Origin of the sequence: Aerosakkonema funiforme FACHB-1375, assembly GCF_014696265.1 — a bacterium.
In the GTDB taxonomy this organism is placed as follows: Bacteria; Cyanobacteriota; Cyanobacteriia; order Cyanobacteriales; family Aerosakkonemataceae; genus Aerosakkonema; species Aerosakkonema funiforme_A.
The window spans coordinates 1-20,473 of sequence record NZ_JACJPW010000046.1; the positions used below are offsets into that span (position 1 = coordinate 1).

The 20,473-nt window shown below is 44.9% G+C and carries 24 protein-coding genes and 1 pseudogene; 15 read left to right on the forward strand and 10 right to left on the reverse strand.

The features are described from left to right. Positions 1-683: pseudogene (locus H6G03_RS18380) on the reverse strand (photosystem II q(b) protein); the annotation flags it as partial. Positions 684-1,105: 422 nt separating this feature from the next. Here H6G03_RS18380 and H6G03_RS18385 point away from each other — a divergent pair. Continuing rightward, positions 1,106-1,297: a hypothetical protein gene (locus tag H6G03_RS18385; protein ID WP_190466345.1), complete on the forward strand. Its 192-nt coding sequence runs from the start codon at positions 1,106-1,108 to the stop codon at positions 1,295-1,297. Between the two features lie 132 nt (positions 1,298-1,429). Then, entirely contained in the window at positions 1,430-3,286 is a 1,857-nt protein-coding gene (locus tag H6G03_RS18390; RefSeq protein ID WP_190466346.1) for a methyl-accepting chemotaxis protein, read from the forward strand. Between the two features lie 139 nt (positions 3,287-3,425). Here the strand turns inward: H6G03_RS18390 and H6G03_RS18395 are convergent, their stop codons facing one another. Next, a complete protein-coding gene (locus H6G03_RS18395; protein WP_190466348.1) occupies positions 3,426-3,776 on the reverse strand; it encodes a histidine triad nucleotide-binding protein in 351 nt (116 codons plus the stop codon). 128 nt (positions 3,777-3,904) lie between these two features. Here H6G03_RS18395 and H6G03_RS18400 point away from each other — a divergent pair, with 128 nt between their 5' ends. From H6G03_RS18400 to H6G03_RS18420, 5 genes are all read left to right on the forward strand, one after another. Then, positions 3,905-4,678: an alpha/beta hydrolase gene (locus H6G03_RS18400; RefSeq protein WP_190466351.1), complete on the forward strand. Its 774-nt coding sequence runs from the start codon at positions 3,905-3,907 to the stop codon at positions 4,676-4,678. A gap of 68 nt (positions 4,679-4,746) precedes the next feature. Then, a complete protein-coding gene (locus H6G03_RS18405; protein WP_190466354.1) occupies positions 4,747-6,276 on the forward strand; it encodes a YifB family Mg chelatase-like AAA ATPase in 1,530 nt (509 codons plus the stop codon). 21 nt (positions 6,277-6,297) lie between these two features. Then, the gene (locus H6G03_RS18410; RefSeq protein ID WP_190466357.1) at positions 6,298-6,567 is read left to right on the forward strand and encodes a hypothetical protein; all 270 of its coding nucleotides are present in this window, start codon (positions 6,298-6,300) and stop codon (positions 6,565-6,567) included. 51 nt (positions 6,568-6,618) lie between these two features. Continuing rightward, positions 6,619-7,275: a Uma2 family endonuclease gene (locus tag H6G03_RS18415; protein ID WP_190466361.1), complete on the forward strand. Its 657-nt coding sequence runs from the start codon at positions 6,619-6,621 to the stop codon at positions 7,273-7,275. 170 nt (positions 7,276-7,445) lie between these two features. Beyond that, positions 7,446-7,676: a hypothetical protein gene (locus tag H6G03_RS18420; protein WP_190466365.1), complete on the forward strand. Its 231-nt coding sequence runs from the start codon at positions 7,446-7,448 to the stop codon at positions 7,674-7,676. 56 nt (positions 7,677-7,732) lie between these two features. Here H6G03_RS18420 and H6G03_RS18425 read toward each other — a convergent pair whose 3' ends face one another. The 7 genes from H6G03_RS18425 to H6G03_RS18455 form a co-directional block, all read right to left on the reverse strand. After that, on the reverse strand, positions 7,733-7,891 hold the full coding sequence (locus H6G03_RS18425; RefSeq protein WP_190466369.1) for a hypothetical protein: 159 nt from the start codon (positions 7,889-7,891) through the stop codon (positions 7,733-7,735). Positions 7,892-8,063: 172 nt separating this feature from the next. After that, on the reverse strand, positions 8,064-8,453 hold the full coding sequence (locus H6G03_RS18430) for a type II toxin-antitoxin system VapC family toxin (protein ID WP_190466371.1): 390 nt from the start codon (positions 8,451-8,453) through the stop codon (positions 8,064-8,066). Next, on the reverse strand, positions 8,443-8,685 hold the full coding sequence (locus H6G03_RS18435) for an antitoxin family protein (RefSeq protein WP_199315362.1): 243 nt from the start codon (positions 8,683-8,685) through the stop codon (positions 8,443-8,445). The genes H6G03_RS18430 and H6G03_RS18435 overlap by 11 nt, the downstream gene beginning before the upstream one ends. Before the next feature lie 301 nt (positions 8,686-8,986). Beyond that, entirely contained in the window at positions 8,987-9,427 is a 441-nt protein-coding gene (locus H6G03_RS18440) for a helix-turn-helix domain-containing protein (protein ID WP_190466374.1), read from the reverse strand. Positions 9,428-9,450: 23 nt separating this feature from the next. After that, the gene (locus tag H6G03_RS18445; protein WP_190466377.1) at positions 9,451-9,609 is read right to left on the reverse strand and encodes a hypothetical protein; all 159 of its coding nucleotides are present in this window, start codon (positions 9,607-9,609) and stop codon (positions 9,451-9,453) included. 11 nt (positions 9,610-9,620) lie between these two features. Continuing rightward, positions 9,621-9,968: an SH3 domain-containing protein gene (locus tag H6G03_RS18450; RefSeq protein WP_190466380.1), complete on the reverse strand. Its 348-nt coding sequence runs from the start codon at positions 9,966-9,968 to the stop codon at positions 9,621-9,623. 292 nt (positions 9,969-10,260) lie between these two features. Then, on the reverse strand, positions 10,261-10,629 hold the full coding sequence (locus tag H6G03_RS18455; RefSeq protein ID WP_190466384.1) for an SH3 domain-containing protein: 369 nt from the start codon (positions 10,627-10,629) through the stop codon (positions 10,261-10,263). Positions 10,630-10,833: 204 nt separating this feature from the next. Here H6G03_RS18455 and purB point away from each other — a divergent pair, with 204 nt between their 5' ends. Continuing rightward, positions 10,834-12,129 carry an adenylosuccinate lyase gene (gene purB, locus H6G03_RS18460; protein WP_190466513.1) on the forward strand — a complete coding sequence of 432 codons (1,296 nt, stop codon included), beginning with the start codon at positions 10,834-10,836 and terminating at the stop codon, positions 12,127-12,129. A 70-nt stretch (positions 12,130-12,199) separates the two neighbouring features. Here the strand turns inward: purB and H6G03_RS18465 are convergent, their stop codons facing one another. Beyond that, entirely contained in the window at positions 12,200-12,373 is a 174-nt protein-coding gene (locus H6G03_RS18465) for a hypothetical protein (protein WP_190466388.1), read from the reverse strand. 191 nt (positions 12,374-12,564) lie between these two features. On the opposite strand from H6G03_RS18465, the gene H6G03_RS18470 reads away from it, so the two are divergent. From H6G03_RS18470 to H6G03_RS18505, 7 genes are all read left to right on the forward strand, one after another. Then, positions 12,565-13,833 (forward strand): NACHT domain-containing protein, encoded by a 1,269-nt coding sequence (locus H6G03_RS18470; RefSeq protein WP_190466390.1) that lies wholly within the window; start codon positions 12,565-12,567, stop codon positions 13,831-13,833. Positions 13,834-14,159: 326 nt separating this feature from the next. Then, entirely contained in the window at positions 14,160-14,483 is a 324-nt protein-coding gene (locus H6G03_RS18475; RefSeq protein WP_190466393.1) for a 2Fe-2S iron-sulfur cluster-binding protein, read from the forward strand. A gap of 8 nt (positions 14,484-14,491) precedes the next feature. Beyond that, positions 14,492-14,683, forward strand: a complete 192-nt coding sequence (locus tag H6G03_RS18480) for a hypothetical protein (protein ID WP_190466395.1) — start codon at positions 14,492-14,494, stop codon at positions 14,681-14,683. A gap of 16 nt (positions 14,684-14,699) precedes the next feature. Then, entirely contained in the window at positions 14,700-15,896 is a 1,197-nt protein-coding gene (locus H6G03_RS38130; RefSeq protein WP_242057044.1) for a DUF3326 domain-containing protein, read from the forward strand. Then, entirely contained in the window at positions 15,893-16,498 is a 606-nt protein-coding gene (locus H6G03_RS18495) for a CPBP family intramembrane glutamic endopeptidase (RefSeq protein WP_190466397.1), read from the forward strand. Before H6G03_RS38130 ends, H6G03_RS18495 begins: the two co-directional genes overlap by 4 nt. A gap of 783 nt (positions 16,499-17,281) precedes the next feature. Beyond that, the gene (locus tag H6G03_RS18500) at positions 17,282-19,219 is read left to right on the forward strand and encodes a serine/threonine-protein kinase (protein ID WP_190466399.1); all 1,938 of its coding nucleotides are present in this window, start codon (positions 17,282-17,284) and stop codon (positions 19,217-19,219) included. Positions 19,220-19,240: 21 nt separating this feature from the next. Beyond that, on the forward strand, positions 19,241-20,434 hold the full coding sequence (locus H6G03_RS18505; RefSeq protein WP_242057066.1) for a WD40 repeat domain-containing protein: 1,194 nt from the start codon (positions 19,241-19,243) through the stop codon (positions 20,432-20,434). Positions 20,435-20,473 lie beyond the last annotated feature (39 nt).

Here is a 20,473-nt window from a genome sequence, read left to right on the forward strand (position 1 = left end):
GTGGTTTCGCGAACCAAAGAAGAAGTGACCAAAGAACCGTGCATAGCGGAGAACAAGCTACCGCCGAACACACCAGCTACACCCAGCATATGGAAGGGGTGCATCAGAATGTTATGCTCTGCTTGGAACACGATCATGAAGTTGAAGGTGCCAGAGATACCCAGAGGCATACCATCAGAGAAGCTACCTTGACCCAAGGGGTAGATCAAGAATACTGCGGTTGCAGCAGATACAGGAGCGCTGTATGCTACGCAGATCCAAGGACGCATACCCAAGCGGTAGCTGAGTTCCCACTGACGACCCATGTAGCAGAAGATGCCAATGAGGAAGTGGAAAATCACCAACTGGTAGGGGCCACCGTTGTAGAGCCACTCATCTAAGCTGGCTGCTTCCCAGATTGGGTAGAAGTGCAGACCAATAGCGTTAGAAGAAGGAACAACAGCACCGGAGATGATGTTGTTGCCGTACAACAGGGAGCCTGCTACGGGTTCGCGGATACCATCAATGTCTACTGGAGGAGCCGCGACGAAGGCGATGATGAAGCAGGTAGTAGCGGTTAAGAGGGTGGGGATCATCAGGACGCCGAACCAGCCGATGTAGAGGCGGTTTTCGGTCGATGTGACCCACTCGCAGAACCGTTCCCAGACGTTAGCGCTGGAGCGCTGTTGAATGGTGGTGGTCATGATTGGATGATTGCTATGTATTTTTCGAGGTTCGAGGTAGTGTTTTCTCTACCTGTTTATAGATTAATCCCTATATTTAGTTTTGTAAAGGGTTTTTGATGTTTGTTTTTATTGGTTACTTTTATCAGTGTTATAAGCTGAGCTTATAAATACCAAATCGGTTGCGATTACCCCTGTTATCCTTGGGAAAAGTGTGGGAGTGGCAGAGTTGGAGAAGAACATTGAGACTCAAAAAGGGGGTAGCAGAGCCGGATTGGGTATTAGGCATCGCACATAATAAACACTTATCTAGCTAGGATTTCGCCCCTCTACTGCAAGTTGCCATAGGGCAAACTAAGCGTGTAAATAATCTCAAAATCTTACCTAGTACAGGCGGAAAGATCCAGATTCGATCTAAAAAATCGGCGGAAAATATCGACGGTTTGGTTACTGCTATCCAGTCTGCGATCGACTGCACACTGCATATCACCCATGAAGACAGCAAAACAGCAGAGGAAGAAATAAAACTTTTTCAAGAAACAGCAGCAGTTTTTGCAAATGTAACTGAGGTGGTTAACCATATTATTTTAAAATTTTTTATAGGTGCAGTGGAGGTTATTAATGAAGCTAACTAGAGTCTCTTGTCTGTAATTTAGTATTTTAGCGTTTAGACTGCTCGCTTCCCTAAATTACACTTATAAAAAAGAGAGTATAATCGATTACCGAGGGCGCAAGCTCTTTGGGCTGACTGCTATCTCTAAACAATAATGTTTAACAACCTATCTTTACGAGCTAAAGCCATCGGTTTTGCGATCGCCCTCGGTACATTGCCGGTGCTGGGCATAGGCGCAATAGCTTACTACTTTGCCAACCGTTCGATTACGGAAGACGTAATGCGATTGCAGCAAGCCTATGCAGTAGAACTAGCCGACAAAATCAGCCGTTTCATGTTTGAGCGCTACGGAGACATTCAGGCGATCGGGAACCTAGCCATTCTCGCCGATCCTCGCGTCAGCAGCATAGTTCCTCAAAAGCAAAAGGAAGAAACGCTCAATCGCTACCTGGATACTTACCGAGTATACGATAATATTGCCGTCTTCGATCTGTCGGGAAACTTAATTGTTAAATCGCGAGGTGAAGCGAGCGGAAATCATAGCAATCGAGAATATTTTCAGCAAGTCCTCAAAACACAACGTCCCTTTATCAGCGCTCCAGAATTTTCACAGTCTACAAATGACTGGGCGATTTACATCGCGGCACCGGTAAAAAATGTCATTACAGGTAAAATTATTGCCATAGCCCGATCGCGTCTACCCGTCAAATACCTGAGAGAACGCATCAAAACCCTCGGTAGCTCTCAAGAGCAATCCCATGTAATCGACCCTTCTGGCAAAATCTTTGTAACTTACGATCCAAAAGAGGCAGGTCAACAGATCGAATCAGAGTATCCCCTTTTCGATCGAGTGCAAGCAGAAAAACAGGCAGATGTTAAAGTCGTTTTTTCCCGCTCTGACAAAACCGACAAAGTACTGGCTACGGCTCCCACCCCAGAACTAGCAGGGATGCCAAAATTAAACTGGATTGTACTGGTTGATAACGATACAGCCATTGCCTTCAGACCGCAGAGAGATCTGCTAGTAACGCTGTTGATCGGAACGGGAGCAACTGCCATACTGGTAAGCGCGATCGCAGCTGTAATTGCCGATCGCACCACCAAATCTATCAACCTGATCGTCAGCTCCATCAGTGTTTCCACCAGTGAAATTGCTTCCACAGTTGAGCAACAGGAACGAGTCGCCACTCAACAGGCTAGTTCTGTCAATCAAACCACCGCGACAATGAACGAGTTGGGTGCATCCTCAAGATCTACAGCAGAACAAGCGCAATTAGCTGCCGAAAGTGCCCGTGAAGTATTAAATTTGGCAGAATCATCAGCAACAGCTGCACGTCAAGTCTTAAACCTAGCCCAGCAAGGTACTCAGACAGTAGAGCGAACCCTAGAGGGAATGTCTGCCCTCAAAGAAAAAGTAGGTGCGATCGCACAGCAAACCCTACACTTGACAGAACAGACCAATCAAATTACTGGTATCACTAATATAGTTACCGACTTGGCTACCCAAACCCATATGCTCGCGCTTAACGCCGCTGTAGAAGCAGTGCGTGCGGGAGAACACGGCAAAGGATTTGGCGTCGTCGCCGCTGAAATCCGGAAACTTGCCGATCAAAGCAAACAATCAGCGCAGAAAATTAACGCCTTAGTTATTGGTATTCAATCGGCAATTAATTCCACAGTAATAGTGACAAATGAAGGCAGAAAAACAGCAGAAGAAGGAATCAAACTTTCTCAAGAAACAGCAGAAGCCTTTACAAGCGTGACCAAAGGAATAGACGAAGTGATTTTGAGCAAGCAACAAACTTCCCTGAATGCGATCGACAATATTGTTGTCAGTTCTCAACAAATTTCCCTCACCGCCAAACAACAAGCGATCGCGATCGAGCAAGTAGTTGAAGCAATGAATAGCCTCAATCAAGGTGCAGCACAAACTGCCAGCGGCATCACACAAACCAAAATTGGCATTAAAAAACTCGAAGAAGCCGCCCAGAATCTCAAAGCAATAGTTTAGGGGCTAGGGGTTAGGGGTTAGGGGCTAGGGGTTAGGGGCTAGGGGCTAGGGGAAAGGGAGAGGGAAGAGGGAGAGGGAAAAGGGAAAAGATTTATTCTCCCACTCCCCCAATCCCCCAATCCCCCACTCTCCCACTCTCTCAGCCGGGAGGCCATTCCATCTGCCGTCCCCCCAAAATATGTAAATGGAGATGGTATACAGTTTGTCCGCCATCATCACCATTGTTAATCACCACCCGATAGCCGTTGGTGAGTCCAGCTTGTTCGGCAATCCGCTTGGCAGTCAGTAACAGGTGGCCCATAAGGGCGTGGTCTTGGGACTCAGCATCGGCTAATTTGGCGATCGGTTTTTTGGGAATCACCAGGATATGAACCGGCGCTTGTGGATTAATGTCTTTGAAAGCAAGCGCTAAATCGTCTTCATAAACAATGTCCGCGCGAATCTCCCGGCGGATGATTTTACCGAAGATGGTGTCCTTGGTTTCAGTCATGTTGTTCGTGCTACTAGCAGCAATTCTCAAAATTCCTCAGAATATTATTTCCCAGATCGGTAATCAACTCGCTCGTGCGGCTACAAAATATTACCGCCCCACCAGCGAACTTTAAGGAGACAAACTCAATGACACATCCTGTTTTCGATCGCCCCGAAGTATTGCGAGTACTGTTCCATCCCCGCCGCGATGACGGTATCATCCCCAAAGGTGTATACAGCGTCGCCGTAAAAGTTGAGTCTGGAGTAAGGGTCAGGGGACGCTTGTACCCAGCCGCTCCTGATGCGCCAGCAATCCTGTACTATCACGGCAATGGGGAGATTGCCGCCGAGTATTATGAAATTGCAAATTTATATAACCAGTTAGGCATTACCCTGCTGGTGATGGATTATCGAGGTTATGGGTCAAGCGATGGAACGCCCACAGCCAGCACTCTCCTGACAGATGCGGTGAAAGTATTCGATGCGGTGGACAGTATCTTCGATTTATACGGACTGAATCCACAGCGATTGTACGTAATGGGGCGCAGTCTTGGCAGTGCGCCAGCGATTGAAATAGCGCACTATGCTGGCAAACGACTGGCAGGGGCGATAATTGAAAGCGGTATCGCTAACGGTTGGGCGCTTCTCAAACGCTTGGGAGTTGAAGTAGACGAAGAGGCGGACGAAAATAACGACGGAGTTGGTAACGCACTCAAAATCAAGAATATCACTATTCCCACATTGATTATCCACGGTCAAGAAGATAATTTAATTCCTGTTTCGCAGGGAATTGTACTGCATCGCTTTTGTGCTGCACCAGATAAACGGCTAGTACTGATTCCCGGTGCCGGTCACAACGATCTCATGGTAGTGGGAGCAGTGCAATATTTTGAGGCAATTCAGAAATTTATCTTCTCTTAGATCTGAAGATTTGAATAAGATAAGGATAAAAAGGCACTATAGTTTTTAGCAGTTTTAGGAAAATTAAAGTGCTTGCGAGAGTTTGGAGTGCATCTATTGTCGGTATCGACGCCGTGAAGGTAGGCGTGGAAGTCGATGTGTCGAACGGTTTACCGGGAATTGTCGTCTTAGGTTTACCAGACGCAGCGGTTCAAGAATCGAGAGAAAGAGTGAAGGCGACCCTGAAAAATACTGGGTACGCCTTCCCGATGCGAAGAATTGTAATTAACCTCACTCCAGCCGATTTACGCAAAGAGGGGCCAAGCTTCGATCTGCCCATCAGCGTAGGTATTTTGGCGGCGTCGGAACAAGTGAGCGCTCAGCTTTTGGGAGATTATCTATTTTTAGGAGAAGTCTCCCTCGATGGTAGCTTGCGATCGGTTGCCGGTGTATTGCCCATTGCCGCAGCTGCCCAAAAGTTAGGTATTGTCGGTTTAGTAGTTCCTGCTGACAATGCACGGGAAGCTGCTGTTGTGCAGGGATTGGAAGTTTACGGTTTTAATAATTTGGCAGATGTAGCTGATTTTTTGAATCAGCCAGAACGTTACCAACCCGTGCAATTTGATGGCAGGAAAGAATTAACTAAATCTTTATTTAACGGCCCAGATTTAAAGGAAGTAAAAGGTCAAGCACACGCCCGTCGCGCTTTGGAAATTGCTGCTGCGGGCGGACATAATTTAATTTTTGTCGGCCCACCGGGAAGCGGTAAAACGATGTTAGCGCGAAGATTACCAAGTATTTTACCACCGCTGGCATTTGAAGAAGCGCTGGAAGTAACTCAAATTCATTCTGTGGCTGGATTGCTAAAAGATAGAGGAACTTTAGTGAGCGATCGACCTTTTCGCAGTCCTCATCATTCTGCCTCTGGCCCCTCTCTTGTTGGCGGCGGTAGTTTTCCGCGACCCGGTGAAATTTCTTTAGCACATCGGGGTGTACTTTTTCTCGATGAATTAACAGAATTTAAACGAGATGTTTTGGAATTTTTGCGACAACCTTTAGAAGATGGTTACGTTACCATTTCTCGCACCAAACAATCTGTGATGTTCCCCGCTCAGTTTACCTTAGTTGCGAGTACAAATCCATGTCCTTGCGGTTATTTTGGCGATCCGATTCAACCTTGCACCTGTACCCCTGCGAAAAGAGAACAATACTGGGCAAAACTTTCCGGCCCTTTGATGGATAGAATTGATTTGCAAGTGGCAGTTAATCGTTTGAAGCCAGAAGAAATCACGCAACAACCAAAGGGAGAGGAATCGGCATCTGTGCGGCAAAGAGTGCAAGCAGCGAGAGAGCGATCGCGCTTTCGTTTCCAATCAGAACCTTCTTTGCGTTGCAATGCGGAAATGCAAAGTCGTCACTTACAACAATGGTGTCAGTTAGATGATGCTTCGCGCAATTTATTAGAAGCAGCAATCAGGAAATTGGGATTATCGGCGAGGGCGAGCGATCGCATCCTCAAAGTAGCCAGAACAATTGCCGATTTAGCAGGCGATGAGAACTTGAAACCCCAGCACGTTGCCGAGGCAATTCAATATCGTACAATAGATAGAATGCAGTAATTTTTTTATCGGTAATTAGCGATGAGTCAAAAAATTAGTACTACCTTCAAAAATCGTCATGTAATAACTATCACAGATGAAGCCTGGAATGAAGTGCAATCTGTTGCTAAAAAGCTAGGTATATCAGTATCTGAGCTTTTAGAAAAAATAGGTTATGGCGAATTGGTAGTGATAGATTCAGAAGAATTAGAAGACCTTGTAGATACTATCGATGGTTTGGAAGGTTTGTTAGATGTCAAAGAAAATGGCACTGTTTCTTGGGAACGGGTAAAAGCTGAATTAGGAGCGTAAATAATTTTGTGCTAAAATTTTAGAAAAATAGATTTGTATGTAAAGTAACTTATGCCCAAAGTAAAAACAAAACTACCAACAGATGAATGGGTAACGGCGACTTGGGATGAGTACATCGAAGCGATTAGCGATCGCGCTCTAGAAAATGCCAAAAGTTATTACTACAAAGGACAACTGCGAATTGAAATGACACCCCAAGGCTACGACCATTCTTATGATAACTCCCTGATTGGCTACTGCGTGCAATTATTTGGTGGCATCACAGGCATTGCTATGAGTGCAGTCACTAATTGCACTTTTAGACTAAGTAATCAAGCAGAAGCTCAACCAGATTTAGCCTTTTACATTGGGGAAAATGCCGAAATTATTCCACCGAATACAACTATTGTCGATCTAAATATTTACCCGCCCCCAGATTTAGTAATCGAAATTGCTAAGACTTCGCTATCAGATGATATTGGTGGAAAGCGAATGTTATACGAACAATTGGGAGTGAGAGAATATTGGGTTGTAAATGTAGTGAGAGCTTTGTTGATTGCTTTTGCTATTGCAGATGGTGGAAGTAGACAAATAACACAATCTCAAGTTTTACCAAATTTACCATTTAGTTTATTAGAAGAAGCTTTGCGGCGGGGTCGTGAAAGTGGGAGAAGTCAGTTATACAGTTGGTTAATTGGTCAAATGCAGGAAATTGGTAATTCACAGTAAACAAAGACGGATGGTTCCTAAGTTTAAAATAACCTTCGATCGCTTTCCTTACCTCCAGAAATCAGCCAAAAGTGGTAAAAAGTTGGGAGAATAGGTTAAAACTGATTTGATAAGCCCAACCTCCAGACCCCTTATCTACACAACCTCTAGAAAATCGTCTACTAAGCTTTATGATCACAGGCACTTTCACTCAAGATAAACAAGCGGAGATAGAGGTCGCCCTCACTCACTTGGAAAAACTTTTGCGCGACAACTGCACCATTACCCTCGTAGCAGAAAAAAACTCTCTAGCTGTAACGGGAACGTTTAGCGAAAGCAATAAGCCAGAAGTTGAAGTGGCTCTCATGCACCTAGAAAAACTCATGCTAGAGTATAATTTCACGCAAGTACATAGGAAATAAAACGCAAGAGTCTAAAATAACAGGCAATTTTAGTTATTGTAGGGATTGAATTACTACTATTCATAGAATCCTGCTTCTTGGCTCATTTGAATTAGTTCATCTAGAGCTTTACTGCGGTTTTCATCCGGTTTTTCCTTGTTCTCCCGCGCAAGGCGAATTTCCTCTGCATCTTCTAAATCTTCCAAAATAGTCAATAATTCTTCCCAAACTTCCACACTCAGTTGAACGGCAGATTTATTTCACTCTGCATCTACCACAAATTGAACCTTTTCCAACAGTTGTTTTGCATTCATATTTTTTTCAGAACTAATTTAAATTTAATAAACGTATCTGTGAAATAGCTGGGAATGTTATTAGGTCAGCCATCGATACTTGGCAAGTAAAGCTTTACCATCTCTCAACTACAAGTCCATCCACATAATTAAAATGCTCGTCATTTGTAGCTAATTTCCATCCATTTTCAAGACATTGCGCCGCAATCCAAATATCATTTTCAGGAATTGGTCTTCCTCTGCGCCTTAATGAAAGACGAGTTTGTGAGTATAAGGCGGCTGTTTGTCGTCCCATCGGCAAAACAATACAAGTATCAATAAACTGTAAATAACGAGTGATATTTGTGAGGGAACGTGCCGAATTTTCTGCTCCAAATATCAATTCCCCCACTACAGTTAATGGTAAAACAACTATCGGTAACGCAGTCACTTTCACCACCACATCTGAGTTGCTGTTAAGATAACGAATTGCCATAGAAGTGTCTAATGCAGTTTCACCAGCCATGAGGGTCAATTTTCCCAAACTCGTCTGCAATCATACGCTGTAAATCTTCAGCTTCTTCATCGCTAAGAATACCAGCAAACTGCAATAGCGGATGCGGCAAACTTTGTTCGCTATTAATCGTAATTTTCACTCTGGAGTGTTCTGCTAAACCTTCTAAAGTTTGCAGGGGACGCAGAACACCATCTTCATAAATTGCTTCTATAGTTTGAGCCTGTATCATATTGGATTCCATTTGGTTTTCGTCAATTGAAATCGATCGGGTATATCTTGTTAAATCATAACATACAACAGCTTGCAGTGGTCGATCGTACAGGCTATGGGTCGAGATACCCGACTTCTTGGAGAAGTCGGGTATCTGTGTACCTCACTCACCTGAAACGCGCTGTATTTTTGTTTAGCTATCGTGAAAATACAAACCCTATCAAAAAATAGAAGAAACCTAAATTAGGACGTTACTAACGCATCCAAAAGAAACTGATACCCTATTTGAATGTAATCTTTAAATCATCGATAAGCCTCTCGACGGTACGGTTTTAGTCTTTACCATATATTTCGTCGGTTATTTTGATTGCCTCATCCATAAATTTACTGCGTTTTTCATCCCATTCTTCCTTATATTTCATCAAATCTTGAAAACGAATTCGCCGCTGTTTTCCCACCTTGATATAAGGAATTTCTTCCTCATCCAATAACTTATTTAAAAAAGATTTTGAGACATCCAAAATATCAGCTGCTTCCTGTGTAGTCAATTCGTGATTATGGGGAATCAAATATATTGCCTGACCTGATGCAATCTTCTTAACGATATCGCGTAAAACACTGCTAACAGACTCAGGAATTATAACTTCTTCTCCGTTGCTTCCGACTAATTTTATTTGTGAAGTTTCCAAACTGAGGATTTGTGATAATTTGGCGATCGCATCTGCTTCTTCTGGCTGAATAACTGACTCTAACGACAATTTTTGCTTCAGCATAATAGTTAAAATAGCTTAAGTTATTAGAGTATAACACAAATTCGCATTAAACGCAATAATCGCATTAAATGAAATGTATCTATTAACCAGCCATGAGGGTCAATTTTCCCAAACTCGTCTGCGATCGGAAGCTGTAACTCTTCAGCTTCTTCATCATTAAGAATATTGTCCTCGATTGGCAAGCCAAAACTATTTACTCATAGCAAGTCAGATATTCTGTCGATACCCAACCTTTCAGACCATTTTTTTGTTTACTTTCAACACTAACTAAAGCCCATTCTCCATCATCAGAATAACGCTGAACCGAAACTATTGATGCAAAATCTATGCTAGCGATCGCTCTACCTTCAGGCTCATTTCTCATATTCAGTCGATCGCCATATTTAGTTAACACCCAAAACTCATTACAAGTCTTAGTAACTATATATTCATCGCTGTTTTGAATTGCCGTTGCGCTTGTTTTTTCCGGCGACGCCAAAGCTGCCGAGATAGTTTTAAAACCAATCGCAGAAAGGGAAACAATTGCGATCGTTGTTAACAATTTTTTCCTGTTATGGTTTTTTCTCACGTCAACCTCTTTGAGGAAAGTCTGTTATTTCCAATATATTTTCTGGGTTCAGTAAATATCCTATTCCATGAGATACAATTAGTAATTAATTCTATCTGGCTTAAAGTCTGAAATTTTCAATCGCTTCTTAGCTAGTTCATCTATCTAAAGAGCGAAAAGCTCTCTGATATTTAAGTTACAAACGAAAATAGGGTGGGCAATACCCACCCTACTTGCAATTAGCCAGAAATTTGGAAAAACGGGTCGCGGATAAAATTGTTAGTTATCAATCAGCGCCGCAAGTTAGGTAATTTGCCCATACCCAACCTTCATATCCTCGTCCTCTGTCTGTAATAATATTAACCCAATTTCCCGAACTATCGAAACGCTTACGCAGCACGACAGATCTATTAGGTATAGTGCTGATAACTTTGCCATTAATGTTGCTGCGATCGCGCACATTGATGGGGTCTCCATCTGGAGTCATCACCATCATAAAGCGGTCTGTGCAACGCTGAGCGAGTAGATATTCATTGCGGTTCTCGGTTAACTTAGGGTTCGTTTGTGCAGCAGAGGTAGGCTTGACGCTGCTTAAAGATAGCGACAACAAAGAAAATAATGTTAAAGTTTTTACCCACTTTGCCAGGTTTTTCATAATCCACTCTCCTACTTTGAGAAAAGCCTACTTAACTTATTAATATTATGGCCTGTCATTTAGAGAACGTCTTCATTGAAGATTTCCGATCGATGTGGTAATAAAAATAAGATGATTTTGGTAGAGTTGCGATCGCCTACAGTTATTCGATCGCACTCGTACCAGATAGGGGTAAAATATGACAGTCGTACTCTGTGCCGGACTGTGATCGATCGTTATACGTTGCCGGAAATGGGCAACCTGTGGACAGAAACCTATAAACTGAAGACGTGGCTAGCAGTAGAAATTGCAGTTTGCGAGGCGCAAGCTGAACTTGGCTATATCCCGGCTGAGGCTGTTGAGGAAATCAAAGCAAAAGCTAACTTTGACCTCAACCGGGTGCAAGAAATTGAAGCGGAAGTCCGCCACGATGTCATCGCCTTCTTGACAAATGTCAACGAATATGTAGGTGATGCCGGACGCTACATTCACTTGGGTTTAACCAGTTCCGACGTGCTGGATACCGCTTTGGCTCTGCAAATGGTAGCCAGCGTCGATGTATTGTTGGAACGGGTGGAAGATTTAATTCAAGCGATTCGCTACCAAGCGCAGCAACATCGCAACACAGTGCAAATCGGCAGATCGCACGGAATTCACGCGGAACCGATTACTTTTGGGTTTAAATTAGCCGGTTGGTTGGCAGAAATGCACCGCAACCGCGATCGCTTAGTCAATCTTCGCCGCAGCGTTGCAGTTGGGAAAATCTCCGGTGCGGTGGGAACTTATGCTAATGTGGAACCGCGAGTAGAAGCGATCGCCTGTCACAAACTCGGACTGGAACCGGATACGGCATCGACTCAGGTAATCTCGCGCGATCGTCATGCCGAATTCGTGCAAGTATTAGCACTATTAGGTGCATCGATCGAACGCTTTGCAGTCGAAATTCGCAACTTGCAACGCACAGATGTTCTCGAAGTAGAAGAATTCTTCTCTAAAGGTCAAAAAGGTTCTTCTGCAATGCCGCACAAACGCAACCCAATTCGATCGGAAAGATTGACGGGAATGGCAAGAGTTTTGCGCGGTAATGTAGTAGCAGCTTTGGAAAATGTCGCACTTTGGCACGAACGGGATATTTCCCACAGTTCCGTCGAACGAATGATATTACCCGACTCCTGCACTGTCGCACATTTCATGTTAGTAGAAATCACCGATTTGGTGAAAAACCTCTTAGTTTATCCCGAAAACATGGCGCGGAACATGAAAGTTTATGGCGGCGTAGTTTTCAGCCAAAGAGTGATGCTAACCTTGGTAGAGAAAGGTTTGCGCCGAGAAGATGCTTATGCGATCGTGCAATCTTGCGCTCATCAAGCTTGGAATCAACCAGAAGGTGATTTTCAAGCTTTAATTAGCAAAGATGAGCGAGTAATGCAAGTATTATCGCCAGCAGAGATACAAGCTTGTTTCGATCCGCAACATCATCTCAAACATTTGGATGAAGTTTATCAACGGTTGAGTATTTGATGAGTTTTTAGGTACGTAGTTGCGCTTTAGCGCTAAAGCGCAACTACGTACCTTCCAGGAATGAGTGTAATTATTTAATAGGAGTAATCTGAGGTTTTATGGCTCCATCTTTAAACTCACTCAAAATATCCCAAAAGTTATGGCTGAGCGTTCTATCGCTATCAGTATAAGGATCTCCTGCTAAAATTCTACCATTAGGAGCAATAATAGTCGGAAGAGGGCCTTGATTACTGGTAAGAGTCATCGTCTGACCCTTAGCTAATCTCAGCAAATATTCATGTTCGCCGCCAATAATGCGATCGCTCACGGTAGTAGAATTTTGATCGGAAGGAAAACTAATTCTGACCCGTATTTGAGTACAACTGCTGCTGGTGCGATTTTTGGCTACCCAACCTGAGACGGGACGAGCTATATTTTAGACAACTGTTTCCCACAATGAATTATTTTAAGGGCAGTGTTCGGAATCGCAATAAATTGCTTCAAGCCGTGAAAAGCGAAGTCAAAGCGCGGCTGGAACAATCATTGCACAATGCGGTGCGAGTTATCTTGTTAAAAGAAACCCAACCCGAACAAATGCCACGACTTTGGGATATCGATGTCAAAATCGGCAGGCGTCCTACTTTCCAGCTACCACCAGAGACAAGCATCCTGGAAGTATTTGAGGAAACTGGTGGCAAGTTAATGATTTTAGGGACAGCGGGTTCCGGTAAAACTACCACCCTGCTGGAACTTGCCAACGAACTAATTACTGCGGCGGAAAATGACATCAGCAAACCAATACCAGTTTTGTTAAATCTGCTATCTTGGCAACAAAATAACCAACCTATTGCAGATTGGTTAATAGCTGAACTAAACTCGCGATATGGTGTGCCCGTAAAGGTTAGCAAACGGTGGATTAAAGAACAACAAATCCTGCCGCTACTCGATGGATTGGATGAACTGGAATTAACGCAACAAGAACAATGTCAGCAACGGATAAATGAATTGTTAGCAGGAGAAAATCCCCCCAAGCATTTGGTAGTTTGTACTCGTATGGAAAATTATAAGAGTTGCAATACTAAGTTGCGCTTGCATGGCGCAGTTTATTTGCGACATCTCAGTGAAACTCAGATCAAAGAATATTTGATGAAGTCCAGAAGTCGAGAACTGTGGGAAAATATCAAAACTGAACCGCCGTTATTAGAATTGGCTAAAAATCCGTTATTTTTGAATATGATGGCGTTGGCATATGAGGAAATTTTAATTCATGCTTGGAGACGAATCGCCGCTAAAGACGAACGCCGCGAATATTTATTAAATGCTTATATTCGGCGAATGCTAACGCGGGATATGGAAAGTCAATTTTATCGCCAAGGTAAACAACCGCGTCCCGAACAAATGCGTCCTTGGTTAACTTGGTTGGCGAAAAGAATGAGTGAATTAAATCAGCAAGAATTTACGCTCGAAAAGATCGATCGTCATTGGTTACAAACTTCCGCACAGAAGCGCTTATATCGTATGGGTGTTTTGCTGAGCTTGGGAGGTATTTTGATGAGTAAAAAGGCAATTGTACGGACGATATTGGCAAAAAATGGTTATATTCCTAAAGATTATCCCCGTTTTCTAGGATTGGCGACAGAAAGATTGTTTGTGCAAAAAGTGAGTGGGCGATATCGTTTTGTGCATGAATTGTTGCAAAGATATTTAGGTCAATTGCCATCGTAGTTTTTGGTGATTTCCATTCAATTATGGAGTTTCATAAAATGTCACTACAGTCGAGTATAGATATAATTTAATTATGGTATAGTTTTAGGTGGTGCGATCGCAGCATCAACGGCAGCAACCCTAACCTTGGAACTCGGTTTATCTTATATCGAATTGCTCAAAAGATATGTCAACTCTACGCCATTCGCCAAGTCGTTTTCCCATCCATGCTTACACACAGCATTGAACATGATAGATGACCATCTTCATCCTGCTTATGAAAGGTGCTAAAAAGAGCAAGTCAAAGTACAATACCCATTTAGACTGCCAAAATGTAAAATTTCAAAATGTCCAAGACTCACACCGTCGAAATTCAGCACCAAGGTAAAACCTACACCCTGCAAGTACCGGAAGATGTAAAGATTCTCAACGCCGCCCAAGCCGCCGGCATAGACTTGCCGAATTCCTGTAATGCGGGAGTTTGTACCACCTGTGCAGGGCAAATTTTAGCAGGAGAAGTGGATCAAAGCGATGGAATGGGCGTCAGTCCGGAACTGAAGGCAAAAGGCTATGTGTTGCTCTGCGTAGCTTATCCGCGCTCGGATTTAAAAATTGTCAGCGAGAAAGAAGACGAAGTATATCACCTACAATTCGGACAATATCAAAAATAATCAAACCCATGACAACACATTTTATTACCGCCGAAATTGACCTCCAAGAGTCCCCCGCCAAGCTGCATCAGGAAATTGAAGCAGAATTGGAAAAACGGGGCGAACCTCTGCGCTGGGCTGTTACTGGTGTCGATGTTGACCGACAAAAAGCCACTGTAGAAGCTGTCGTAACAGCAGCAACCGATGAATCCAAAATCTAAAATCTGAAATCCGAAATTGCTTGCACGTCCGTACACAGTTGTATTAATTGTGCCGACTGGCATTGGGGCGGCGATCGGCGGTTACGCAGGAGATGCTTTACCTGTAGCCAGAGCGATCGCCTCCTGTTGCGATTGTCTCATCACCCATCCCAACGTTCTCAACGGCGCTAGTTTATACTGGCCCCTACCCAATGCCTTATACGTTGAAGGTTACGGGCTTGACAAATTTGCCGCTGGATGCTGGGGATTGCGCCCAGTGCATCAAAACCGCATCGGTTTAATCCTCGACCGAGCGATCGAACCCGACTTGCAATTGCGCCACCTGCAAGCAGCCGACGCCGCCAGAGCCACACTGGGACTGAACCTCACCGACTGCATAGTCACAGATGCCCCATTGGGAGTGGAATTGCGAACATCGGATTCTGGTGCATCTTGGGGCACAATCCAAAATCTCGATAGCTTATTGAGAGCAGCTGAAGTATTGATAACGAAAGCTAAAGCAGAAGCGATCGCCGTCGTAGCCCGTTTCCCCGAAGACATCGACAGCCAAGCCCTCGCAAACTATCGCCAAGGCAAAGGCGTCGATCCCGTCGCCGGTGCCGAAGCCGTCATCAGCCACTCGATCGTCCGCACATTTCAAATCCCCTGCGCCCACGCCCCCGCCTTTTCCGCACCTTCCCTCGACCCGCACTTATCGCCCCGCTCAGCCGCCGAAGAATTGGGCTACACCTTCCTACCCTGCGTCCTCGTCGGCTTAAGTCGCGCCCCTCAGTTCGTCACAGCAAATTCCTTCGCTAGGCATCAGAAAAGAGCGGGAGAGCGGGAGAGCGGGAGAGCGGGAGAAAAGAAGAGTGGGAGAAGAGAAGAGCGGGAGAACAGGAGAACAGAAGAAAATGTACATAATGCTTTCCCCGCTCCCCCACTCCCCCCTGAAAGTATCTGGGCCGATCGAGTAGATGCGATCGTCATCCCTGCAACTGCCTGCGGTGGTAGTGCCATCCTGAGTTTCAGCCAACTGCCAGCGAAAATTATCTGCGTCGAGGAAAATCAAACTCAAATGCAAGTGCCTCCAGAATCGTTAGGGATCGAAGCATTACGAGTACACTCGTATTTAGAGGCTGTGGGGGTATTGGTGGCCCATAGAGCAGGTATTAATCCGTCAGCCCTCAGCCCAGACCTCTCTCCCATACGTAGCGTCTTAAAGAACTGGTGACAGATCCTTTACCTAACGATCCGGAATTTGAACCTCTTACACGCCCGCAACTTCTAGTTGCGATGGGCGTGACCGCAATCTTATTGTTGGTGGTTGCCAAGCTATGGCTGCAATTTGGTGCAGTCTCCCTTTTAAAAGTCCAATGGACGAGGCTTGCATTACCTATAGGAATTGGCATCGGTCTGGGAATTACCGCCGCTAGTTCCCTGGTTTATCGCCTTTGGCCGGCCTATCGCAAAAGCGCAGATGTGTATCTGGCATTGGTGTTAAAACCCTTATTGTGGCCAGATCTGATCTGGTTGGCATTACTGCCGGGATTGAGCGAAGAATTATTATTTCGAGGCGTAATGCTGCCTGCATTGGGCTTGAATATCCCCGCATTGTTAGTCAGCAGTATCTGCTTTGGTGTGTTGCACCTCAGCGGTATACAACAGTGGCCTTATGCCATTTGGGCTACTGCCATAGGGCTGATACTGGGATACAGTGCCCTTGGGACAGGCAATCTGTTAGTGCCGATCGTCGCTCACATCGTCACGAATCTCGTTTCTAGCTGCCTTTGGAAACTCGATAGCGGCGGAAATTCTGACTCTCTCAAAACTTAACAGCAAGTAGGGTGGGTTAAGCATGGGCGATCGCGTCTGCCAAAAAACCAACTGTTCGCAAACCTTGCCGTAGCCCACCATCACTATTGTCTGTAAGACCAGCAGCTCACCCATTTTTGCGATCCATAAAAAAATTTATCTAATCGTAGGGTGGGTTAGGCACGGGCGATCTAAAAGTCAAAAGTCAAATATTAAGGGAATTGGGAATGGGGCATGAGGCATGGGCCTGCGGGGAAGGGGGTGAGGGGGTGTATGTCCTACCCCCCAAATAAAAAAACGCCCAAAACTTGCGGGCGTCGATCATCAGGGTGCATCTACATTTTTAATATAACCTATACTGAGGGGTCTTACCCCTCACCCCTATAAATTTTTAATAAAACTTTACAATCGGTGCTGGCAAAGTCTGAAGGGATGCCATTCCCGATCTAATTATAGTCTGGACATCGTACTTTTTGTGTATCAAATAGGACAATAATCGATGACCCTATTCGCCACAAAGTAGCATAAAAACAGATATAGCTGGGTAAAGGGCAGTCTTGTTGTGAGATTTTACACAAATGATGTGAGCGGACGAGCTCTGGCGATCGCTTGCAAACCGATCGTGGCAGTAACAAATTCGCCTAAGCTGACGCGGAAATGGAACTGGTGAAGGACGATCGGCAATCCTTAAAACCCATATTGCATATAGGGATCTGCTGCTAACCACACCCAATTGCCCCATGCCTTCAGTAAATTTTGGGGAAAATTGTTGATAGACCGATCCCGCTAATTTTATCTTTATATATGGCCTACTGCCTAAATCCCGATTGCCAGAAACCAACCAGCAACCCACAGGGGACAAAATTTTGTCAAAATTGCGGTTCCAAATTGCTGTTGAGCGATCGCTACCGTGCCATCAAGCTCATCGGCGAAGGTGGATTTGGCAGAACCTTCTTAGCTGTGGATGAGTATAAACCATCCAAACCGCGCTGTGTAATCAAGCAATTTTTCTACCAAGGTGCTGGAGCCGAGATAGCTGTAGAACTATTTGAACAAGAAGCCGTGCGGCTGGACGATTTGGGCAAACATCCTCAAATTCCCGAACTTTTCGCCCACTTTGAAGTAGATAAGCGCCAATATTTAGTCCAAGAGTTTATAGACGGGCAAAACCTAGCTCAGGCGCTGGAAACAGAAGGCGCATTCAGCGAAACTCAAATTCGCGACTTGTTGAACAATTTGTTGCCAGTACTTGATTTTATCCACTCTCACAACATCATTCACCGCGACATCAAACCAGAAAACATCATTCGCAGATCCCCCCAAGGCGGATCTCCTCCAGGGGGTACAAAAACAGATGAGTTAGTTTTAGTTGATTTTGGAGCTGCTAAATTTGTGAGTGCAGCTGCTTTTCCCAGAACTGGCACAAAGATTGGCACCGCTGAATATTCCGCTCCAGAACAGATGATGGGTAGAGCAGAATTTGGCAGCGACCTGTACAGTTTAGGAGTTACCTGCATTCATCTGCTCACCCAAATGCACCCATTCGATTTATTCAGTATCAGCGAAGATGCTTGGGTGTGGCGAGATTATTTGCACAGTCCGTTGCAGGATCGAAATCTGGGTAAAGTGCTGGACAAAATGTTGGAAAGAGCAACCAGCCGGCGCTATCGTTCCGCGCAAGAAATACTGGAAGAGTTAAATCCTCAACCGACAGCAATCAAAAATTGGAGTAATAGCATTCCTCTGGGAAATCTCTACGGAAACGTTAATACTCCATCGCCAATTCCCAATCAGCAATTACCGATCGCAAATTCCCGATCGCCAATTACTTATATCCAATCTTCTACACTTGTCAAGAACTGGAGATGCGATCGCACCCTCATCGGTCATTCTAACTGGGTGTGGTCGGTTGCCTTCAGTCCCGATAGCAAAACCCTTGCCAGCGGCAGTCGCGACAAAACCATCAAACTTTGGGATTTGCAAACAGGCAAGCAAATTCGCACCCTTTGGGGGCATTCTAACTGGGTGTGGTCGGTCGCCTTCAGTCCGGATGGCAAGACACTCGTCAGCGGTAGCGGAGATAAAACGCTCAAAGTTTGGCAGATACCCAGCGGCAAAATCATCCGCACCCTGGAAGGACATTCCGGCCCAATTTATGCGATCGCTTTCAGTCCAGACGGACGTACAATCGCCAGCGGCAGCGGCGACAAAACTCTCAAAATTTGGGATTGTGGCAGCAGCGAAGCCATCCACACCCTCACCCGTCACTTATTCTGGGTGCGTTGCATTGCCATCAGTCCAGACGGACAAACTCTCGCCAGCGGCGGTTTGGATAACAACATCCATTTGTGGCAGATAAATAGTGGCAGATGGAGTCGCACCTTTGCAGGACATTCTAATTGGGTGCGTTTCATCGCCTTTAGTCCAGATGGACAATTTCTTGCCAGCGCCAGTTATGACAAAACCATCAAAGTTTGGGATCTCTATAGCGGCAAAGAAATTTATACTCTCAGCGAACATACAGACTTAGTTGGGTGCGTTGCAATTAGCCCGGATGGACAGATTTTAGCTAGTAGCAGTCGCGACAAAACTATCAAACTTTGGCAATTAAGTACGGGCAGGGAAATATCTAACATCACAGAGCGATCGGACGCTGTTAGTTATATTACCTTCAGTCCTGATGGGCAAACTCTCGCTGCTGCCAATTTTGACGGCACTATCAATATTTGGCGGTGCGATTAGCAATCCTTGTGAGAAGATTTAATGATGACAAAAAATTTCAATTGTCCCAGAGATTGCGATGCCGTACTCGGTACTAATTCACCGCCGTTGACTGGTGCGGTGTTGGGTGGACTTCAGGGAGTCAAGCAGCGCCTAGCCAGTCCATCTGTTGAGTCAAGAATTGCCGCCCTAAAAGAGGCTTTGGATTATGGCGAACCGGGTTTGGAATTGGTGATTGATGCGTTGAAAGATGAGTCAGAACCGATACAGTATAACGCCTTATTGCTATTACAGCAACGAACAGAACCAAAAGCGCGTGAAGCGATACGACAATCCAATCCTTATCTATTTTTTAAGTGCGTTCAAACTCTCAAAGGTCATACCCATCAGGTTAATTCGATCGCGATCGATCCTGATGGACAAACTCTTGCCAGTTGTGGCAACAAAGATGGAAATATCAATCTGTGGCAACTGAATACAGGAGAAAAAATTCGCACACTTGCGGGTCATACCAACTACGTTCGTTCCCTCGCCTTTAGCCCCGATGGGCAGATGCTAGTTAGCGGTAGCCACGACAAAACTATCAAGCTTTGGCAAGTGAGTAAGGGCGAGGAAGTGGCCACGTTTGCGGGTCACAGAAACTGGGTTATTTCTATCGCAATAAGCCCAAATGGACAGATAATCGCTAGTGGCAGTCGTGACAAAACTATCAAGTTTTGGCAGATGTGTACGGGACAGGAAATTTTCACTTTCTCAGGTCATAATGGCTCTGTTTATTCGCTCGCCTTCAGTGCGGATGGGCAGACTTTAGTCAGTGGTAGTAAAGATGAAACAATCAAGATTTGGCAGTTAAGTACCGGGCAAGAATTGCACACGCTTATCAGTCATAGCGCCCCTGTTCGTTCCGTTGCTATAAGTCCGGATGGGCAGACAATAGCTAGTGGCAGCTATGACAAAACTATCAAGCTGTGGGATTTGAGTACGGGACAGAAAATTCGCACCCTCACGGGTCATACTGAGGCAGTTCGTTTTGTCACTTTCAGCCCAGACGGACAGAGAATAGTCAGTGGCAGTTGGGACAAAACTATTAAGATTTGGCAGCTAAGTACGGGGCGGGAAATTTGCACTTTCACAGGTCATACATACTCGGTTACATCTATCGCTTTCAACCCAGATGGACAAACTCTAGTTAGTGGCAGCGGTAACAAGACTATTAAGATTTGGCGGTGCGATTAAGCGATCGCGAGCTTTGTGAATTTTTGGCTATGACGATCG